The organism is Streptococcus sp. HMSC065C01, from assembly GCF_001813525.1.
GTDB lineage: Bacteria > Bacillota > Bacilli > Lactobacillales > Streptococcaceae > Streptococcus > Streptococcus parasanguinis_V.
In genome coordinates this window covers 65928-72890 of sequence record NZ_KV812860.1, presented here as the reverse complement: position 1 = coordinate 72890, position 6963 = coordinate 65928, and the positions used below count along the sequence as shown (strand labels likewise).

Genomic DNA, 6963 nt, shown 5'->3' with positions numbered 1-6963 from the left:
GTTGGAACAAGAATTTTGATGAGAAAATCTCCTTTAACTTCATTTAAAGAGCTGAGCATTAAAATGAGAATTGGCTTGATTTCTTTGATTGTATTGTTGATTCTTCCAGCTAGCTATTCGGCAGTTACTCTGACAATAGAACAAGTGCGCAAAGAAGGGATCAAACAGTTTGTAGGAAAAGAGTTCGCCAATCATACGGTCATTAATCAAGTCTACAAGTCAAGGAACAATGAATTGGTCTTGACGGTTGTTGGAGATCCGATTTCAGAAGAAGAATTAGAAACACTCCACCAAAAACAAGCCTCTTACGGTATTCAATCTGTTCAATTGAAAGTGAATCAAGTTCAGAACTCGCCAACATTAGATAGTGAAGCGACCAAGGAATTTTATGAAAACATTGACAAGTATATTGATCAAAAACTCTCTGAAAAAGATTCACAAAACGATCTCGTAAAAGAAAATGAAGCAGACAAGGATTGAGGACAATGAACTGAATCGGTTTTTACGCCGTGTTTTTCTTGTATCTTCCTCTTTCTTACTTATAGCAGGTTGTTTTTGCTTGAATAAGAAATAAATTAGAAGTTCTATCATCTAAGAAAAATGATGAAAAAAATCATTTAACTAATGGTGTGAACGTTTAGTGTTTATCAGCTCCATTCTCTGTAATTTTGGGGGTAAAATCCACACCATTTAGATAAAATTAGTTGAATTTGATTGGAAAAACGCTTTTATAAAAGCGGAGAAAAGTCTTGATATTACGCTGTTTTTAGTCCAACTGAAATTCATACTTTCCAAACCAGGCTTGAAGAAAGCTCGTAAAGCATCACAATTTAGTAAACGTTAAAACTTATTTACAGATATTGAAAGCATTTCGTATTCAACATACGGGATGCTTTTCTGTTTGGCTTAATGTTACAAATTTGCAATTATGTTATAATAAGTAATATGGTTGCATGAAAAAATGGTGGATAATCAATTAGATCGGAGGCGACTAATGAGAAATAAGGTTACTAAAATAATTGCTATTGTAATCATTCTTATATTTGGAGGAACATATATGTATAATAAGCTGACTAAACCAAATCTTGGCCCCAAAACAGCCAAACTCTATCAGCATGGCTTTCGTTTGCTAGAAGAGCAAATAGGAACCTACATCAAAGAACACTATAGAGGTATTGAGAAGATTGAATTTTCCCCAATATACGTTACAGAGGAAGGGTCAACATTCTCAAATGCGTATGTCCGTCCAACTATTTATGATAAGTATGGAAATAAGGCTACTCTAGGAACTCCAATTAATAACTATAATCCAAGCAGTTTTGGTATCGTTTCTCATGTTCTTCTCAATTTTGATGGAGGCGGGAATGAAGCTATAGATTTAAAGGACTCCAATGGAAATAATATCGATGTTTCTAAAGCACAGCACCTGCCTGATGAAGCAAAACTAATTAGAGAATCCTCTACGGATGGTAATATTAAATTATTGGTTGATAATGGTCAATTAAAAGGGGTAGTAAAAGATGAAAAAGGAAGTCCATATGCTGAGATTGTTTATAATGATGACTTAAGAAAAGGAGATATATAATATGGCTTTATCTAATGAAGAAGTACAGAGATTACAGTTTGGTCTTAAAAATAATGTTAGGGAAAAGCCAGGAAAAGTACTAAATTATAAAATAAATGGTGAAGACAGATATTTCCAAATCGTTAACAGCATGGATGCTACTACCCAAGCAATTGCCTTTGTCCCTGTTGATGATCCAAAAGGTAATAATCCAAATTATCAAGAAACAACGATAGTTGTTGCTGGAACTCAAATACCCTTTGAAAATTCTAAAGAATTGGGGAATCAACCTTATTTTTTTAAAAAGAATAGAGATATTGTTGATTCGTCTGAAAGAGCATTCTTTGCTAGTGGGGCGTTTGGTATATTTCCAGGAATGCTAACTCCCCAAGCAGATGATATTGATATGTTTTATCAAATTACTGAAGAGAAAATAAAATCTCATAATGGTATAATTTCTAATATGTCTGGGCATAGTCAAGCAGGACCTGGCGTAGCTTATACAGCTTCAAAGTATGGCCTTAAAGAGAATCGGACTATTAAAGTTACAAATTTCATGGATTTCGCAGCTAAAAAAGCTGTAGATACAGGTGGTATTTCAAAGGAACAGGTAGCCTATCTTAATAAGAACGCTACGATCTATAGAGATAGTAGAAGGGACGTTGTTAAACTTGATGGTAATGGTGGTGCAGTTCCCTATGGAAAAACAATGATGTTTGAAGTTATTGGAGACGAAGATGGACATTCACCACGAACACCTGTATTAAAGGGAAATGCTTTAGATATCGATTATTATTATAAAAAAAACCTTTTCGCCTCTGGCATGACTGAAAAGCAGGTCCGAAAGATAGCGGAATATAAAGCAAAGAATTTTAAACCAAATTTAGGAATTGTTAATTATGGGTTAGAAGATATTTTTGATAGGCCGGAGTTTTATATTAACGGGTATTTAAATAATTACGGTCCTTTTGCTCCTGAACCAACTAAACAAGATTTAATCACTTTAAATATCAAACAAATAAAAGAGATAAAGGCCTCTTTGAAGTCTAGTTCTGGTAGTAAAAAAATTAGTTTAAGAGAAGAATTGGTCCGAGTAAGTGCGGAAACCACGAAACTTCAAGCTGAGGTTTACGAAGAAGAAATTAAATCAAAAATTGAATCTGAAAAGGAAAAGGTTTCTCAAAAAATTTCATCCCTCAAATCTGAAGCATATAGTATTGCTCGTCACTTATCATCTAGTGAAGTAGAGGTTCTATTATCTGAACTAAGTTTGGATACTGCATGGAACAGTGGGAAAGAGACAAAAACTATCACTTCAGCAAGCGATTATAGGAATAGAATGTCTCAAATTTCAGATAATCTGAATAAAGTTGCTGATAGAATTATTGAAAGTGATCAAATAGGTGCCAAGATTTTTAGCAATTAAAAGGAGTTAATGAATGATTGAACCGAATACTGAAGATCGATTAGAAGCAGAGCGCATAAAAACTGAATACATGAAAGTTCAAGAACGATTGGCAATCCAGGCTCTAGTTTCAGCAACAAAAGGTGTCCTAATGGCTGAAGGGGCTATTTTACAAACTTGGCTGGCTAATCAGGCGTTTAAAATGCAGAATTTTGCCACTTCTCAAGTACCTGCTTCTCTAGAAGGAGGATTAACTGGGGGTGCTGCTGATGCAATTAATAAAACTTTAACTGAAGTACCTGAACCTGATCTGTCCAGCCCAATACTTTAGGAGAATACATGAATATTAATGATAAAATTAATAAAGTCGAGAGTGATCATCAAGCTTTCAGAAGAAAAGTAGCAGATTATGAATTAGATTATCAAGATATGAAGCGAGATGCAAAAAGACTATATGAAGATATAACTGACTTTATCATCTCCTATTGTCATAAACATAATCAAGAACTTCCAATACATGAATTGCAGCAATTAGAAGAAAATAGAGATAATTTTGAAAAGAGAATTTCTAGGTTTGAAACTAGATTAAGCCAAACGTATCAGGAAGAAAATAAACTTTATAATAAAAGCATGGAATCTCTTGAAGAAGAAAAGAAGAAGGTGTAACTCCTATCACTATTTATAATACTTTATAGTAATACTACTTGCTCCAATTGTCCGAAAATTTGTGTAAATTCCAAATTGAAAATGAACTAATTTTTGATAGCGATTCCTTTTATTTATAAATACGTCAACTCGTTGTAAAGATTGTTTGATCAAGATTTTTTGGAGAATCCAGATGTTGTTTTTTTCTCTACCTATTTTTCTAAAACTGAGAAAAATCTGATATAATAAGCTTTGTAGGTGTGTTATATCAATACTTACAGAACTAAACTATTCCCCTATTTAAAAAATATTGATTCAAATTTTATGAAATGAATAAGTAGTTTTAGTTCTGAAAAGACTTGATATTACGCTGTTTTTAGTCCAACTGAAACTCATACTTTCCAAACCAGGTCTTAAGAAAGCTCGTAAAGCTTCACAATTTAGTAAACGTTAATTCGAAAGAATTACAATATTTACAAAGAACACCTTTCGAGGTGTTCTTTGTATGTTTTCATACTAAATTGTGGCAGTTGATGTAGTTGTTGTGGCTTTAGCCACTTACAAATACGGCTGCAATTCGACGAAGTCAATTGCCTCTAAACGTTAATTCGTTACTGGAATACAGAATACAAGCGAAAACATTTTACATCTTGCAAGGTGTTTTTATCTATGAGAACTGGCGGTGCGTAATTAGGATAGCTCTAGCGACTTTAGTCGCGTAGAGATATGCTATGCACAGTTGCCCCAAGAAAACAAGCGAAGCGATATTTGAATGGATAGCAACCACTGCACGCAAAATGTTAATTCGAAGGAATTACTATACTTACAAAGAGCACCCTTCGGGGTGTTTTTTCTATACCTAAGATAAATGGAAGATAAAAAACCACCCTATCTTTCACAGTCAAATGTGACTGTAGAAAATAGAGTAGGTCTAGGATGTTAAAGACTATTTGTCGTCTTTATGAAAGATATTTTTAACGCCCTTGATAGCTCCTTCAACAGCTTCTTTTGCATCTTCAGCAACTTCTTTTGCTTTTGAAGCAACTTTTTCAGCAGTGCCTTCAGCTTCTGTTTTTGTATCGCCGGTTAATTTACCAAGGCCTTCTTTAACAGAACCTTTTGCTTGGTTCAATTTTTCTTCTAATGACATAGCGTCACCTCCATGAAGTTAGTAGTTTTTTCTCTGAATACAATACTGTTGATTTAAAAAAATAAAAAATATTTGTCTCAGATTAGAATGAGTATATTCTTTTTAAAATAGAAAGTCAAATTTTTGCTACGGCTAAAAAACAGGATCGCTTTCCGGTCACGAATAATGACCGACTAATAAGTCACGATATTTCGTTTTTCCAGCAAAGATTTGAAACGAAAGAAGCAAAAAACTTTTCTGTCTCCATTGAATTACATGGTATAATGGTCGTGAATGGAGACATCGTAACGCTGTTTTTTGAAAAAGAGAAGATAAATATGAAAAGAATCCTTATAACCTATCCTGTTATCAGTACTTTAGCTCTAATCTGTTTGCTGCTCGGTCTATTGACTTCCTTTTATGGGGATGCTATGTATGACCTATTGGCTTTTCATTCAAAGCCGGTGTATGGTTGGCAATATGTTAGTGGGACCCTGATGCACGGTAGTAAAGGAGCCCCTATCTGGTTTTTATGGGTCCATTTGTTGTTAAATGGACTCATGCTCCTTCCCTTCGGAGGACTGCTAGAAAGAAAAATAGGCTCTAGACAAGTCTTGATCGTTTTTGTGACGGCGACAGTCCTCTCTTCCATCGTTTTTCACCTCTTAACCCAGGAGCAGGACATTCAGGCAACAGGGATCTCTGCTGTAGGATACGCCTTTGTGACCGGAGGAGTCCTGCTCCTGCCAAAGATGTGGAAAGAATTTTCACTCACCGTAAAATGGTTTTATCTATTCTTAATTTTTCTATCTGGCCTCATGCTCTTACCAGCAATCACCGGATGGATCTCAACGCTATTGCATCTTTCAGGGGTTGTGAGTTATCTATTGGTTTTTATCGGAAGTAAAGTCTTGGAGGGGAGAAGCTAACTATTAAGACGGCTCCTCAGTAAGGTTTTCATCGTACTTCCTTGACTCTTCCTTTACCAGGCCGTATAATATTCTATATCAATGAAGAAATCACCTTTTGTCATTGTACAAAGGGTGATTTTATAACGAAAAAAAGGAGACACAATGGGGTATATCTCTACTATTAAAACGGCTGTTCAGCTCTTTCCTTTCCTGGCATTTTTGCTGACCTTGCCCTACATGATTTTGAATTATCGAAAATATGGTTCGGTCAATAAATTGCGGGTGCTGATTTTCTATTCTTTTATGCTTTACTTGATGACGGTCTATCTCTTGGTGATCTTGCCTCTGCCGGATCCAAGTAAGATTCATACTAGCTACTCGGAAATGGTCAATCTCCATCCCTTTGCTTTTGTGGTGGATTTTTTCAAGGAGAGCCCCTTTGATTTAGCGCAGACTGGTACTTGGATTCAAGCTCTTAAGCATCCAACTTTTTATGTGCCTGCCTTTAATGTCCTGATGTTGATTCCTTTTGGGATGTATCTGCGCTATTATTTCAAGTGTGGTTTTAAGAAAACGATCCTCCTGACAGCCCTCTTTAGTCTCTTTTTGGAACTGACCCAGTTATCAGGTCTCTACTTTATGTATCCGGGTCCTTACCGCCTGGCAGATGTTGATGATATTATTCAAAATACTACCGGTGGTGGAGTGGGTTATCTGCTCGGTTGGTTCCTGGTTTGGTTATTGCCGACACGAGACGAAATTGACGAGCATTCTTTCCGAGTAGGAACGAAAGTATCTGGTTTTCGGATGGGTCTTGCCTTCTTGATCGACTTTGTAATGCTATCCTTGCTTTACGCGGTAATCGAGCGTTTAGAGACGATTCCTTATGTAGCGATTTTGGCTGTTTATTTTGGTTTGATTCCTTTGTGGCGGGGCAAAACCTTGGGAATGGCTTTATTGAAATTCCGCTTGCATTTTGACAAGCAAAAATGGCTTCGCACCATCTGGCGGGGAATCCTGGTAGTAGGTTATTTCTATCTGATTCCTCAAGGGTTGTTCTATTTGATTTCGCTCTTGAATAGCGATTTGACGGACAATTCTCTCTTAACCCTGTCCATGATTTTATTGCTCTTCTTTGTGGTTTTATTGTACCTGATTCTCACTCTTGCCATCGTCTTGCTCAATCGTCGCTTTCCCTTTGACCGTCTAGCTGGGGCTGAGTATGAGAGTACGGTGCGCGTGAAGAAAGAGCTCTTAAAAGATGAAACTGAATCGTCAAAATAAAGAGAGTGGGACAGAAATCGGTAAT

The 6963-nt window shown here is 36.0% G+C and carries 7 protein-coding genes and 1 pseudogene; 7 read left to right on the top strand and 1 reads right to left on the bottom strand.

What is annotated here, in order from left to right; all coding sequences use genetic code 11:
* From HMPREF2918_RS10575 to HMPREF2918_RS10555, 5 genes and pseudogenes are all read left to right on the top strand, one after another.
* A pseudogene (locus HMPREF2918_RS10575) lies at window positions 1-480 on the top strand (TIGR00341 family protein); the annotation flags it as partial.
* A 514-nt stretch (window positions 481-994) separates the two neighbouring features.
* Window positions 995-1585 carry a hypothetical protein gene (locus HMPREF2918_RS10570; protein WP_070595609.1) on the top strand — a complete coding sequence of 197 codons (591 nt, stop codon included), beginning with the start codon at window positions 995-997 and terminating at the stop codon, window positions 1583-1585.
* Window position 1586: 1 nt separating this feature from the next.
* Complete coding sequence (locus HMPREF2918_RS10565) at window positions 1587-2990, top strand: hypothetical protein (RefSeq protein ID WP_070595607.1); 1404 nt, start codon at window positions 1587-1589, stop codon at window positions 2988-2990.
* A 13-nt stretch (window positions 2991-3003) separates the two neighbouring features.
* Complete coding sequence (locus HMPREF2918_RS10560) at window positions 3004-3300, top strand: hypothetical protein (protein WP_070595605.1); 297 nt, start codon at window positions 3004-3006, stop codon at window positions 3298-3300.
* Between the two features lie 8 nt (window positions 3301-3308).
* Window positions 3309-3635: a hypothetical protein gene (locus HMPREF2918_RS10555; protein ID WP_031576111.1), complete on the top strand. Its 327-nt coding sequence runs from the start codon at window positions 3309-3311 to the stop codon at window positions 3633-3635.
* Between the two features lie 925 nt (window positions 3636-4560).
* Here the strand turns inward: HMPREF2918_RS10555 and HMPREF2918_RS10550 are convergent.
* A complete protein-coding gene (locus tag HMPREF2918_RS10550; protein ID WP_049471982.1) occupies window positions 4561-4764 on the bottom strand; it encodes a CsbD family protein in 204 nt (67 codons plus the stop codon).
* A gap of 317 nt (window positions 4765-5081) precedes the next feature.
* On the opposite strand from HMPREF2918_RS10550, the gene HMPREF2918_RS10545 reads away from it, so the two are divergent.
* Window positions 5082-5672, top strand: coding sequence for a rhomboid family intramembrane serine protease (locus tag HMPREF2918_RS10545; protein WP_070595602.1), 591 nt, complete (start codon window positions 5082-5084; stop codon window positions 5670-5672).
* Window positions 5673-5816: 144 nt separating this feature from the next.
* Window positions 5817-6938, top strand: a complete 1122-nt coding sequence (locus HMPREF2918_RS10540) for a VanZ family protein (protein ID WP_023919353.1) — start codon at window positions 5817-5819, stop codon at window positions 6936-6938.
* Window positions 6939-6963 lie beyond the last annotated feature (25 nt).

Bases quoted from the DNA above. Each gene is read 5' to 3' on its own strand.
- HMPREF2918_RS10570 (WP_070595609.1), top strand. From the start codon at position 995: ATGAGAAATAAGGTTACTAAAATAATTGCTATTGTAATCATTCTTATA.
- HMPREF2918_RS10565 (WP_070595607.1), top strand. From the start codon at position 1,587: ATGGCTTTATCTAATGAAGAAGTACAGAGATTACAGTTTGGTCTTAAA.
- HMPREF2918_RS10560 (WP_070595605.1), top strand. From the start codon at position 3,004: ATGATTGAACCGAATACTGAAGATCGATTAGAAGCAGAGCGCATAAAA.
- HMPREF2918_RS10555 (WP_031576111.1), top strand. From the start codon at position 3,309: ATGAATATTAATGATAAAATTAATAAAGTCGAGAGTGATCATCAAGCT.
- HMPREF2918_RS10550 (WP_049471982.1), bottom strand. From the start codon at position 4,764: ATGTCATTAGAAGAAAAATTGAACCAAGCAAAAGGTTCTGTTAAAGAA.
- HMPREF2918_RS10545 (WP_070595602.1), top strand. From the start codon at position 5,082: ATGAAAAGAATCCTTATAACCTATCCTGTTATCAGTACTTTAGCTCTA.
- HMPREF2918_RS10540 (WP_023919353.1), top strand. From the start codon at position 5,817: ATGGGGTATATCTCTACTATTAAAACGGCTGTTCAGCTCTTTCCTTTC.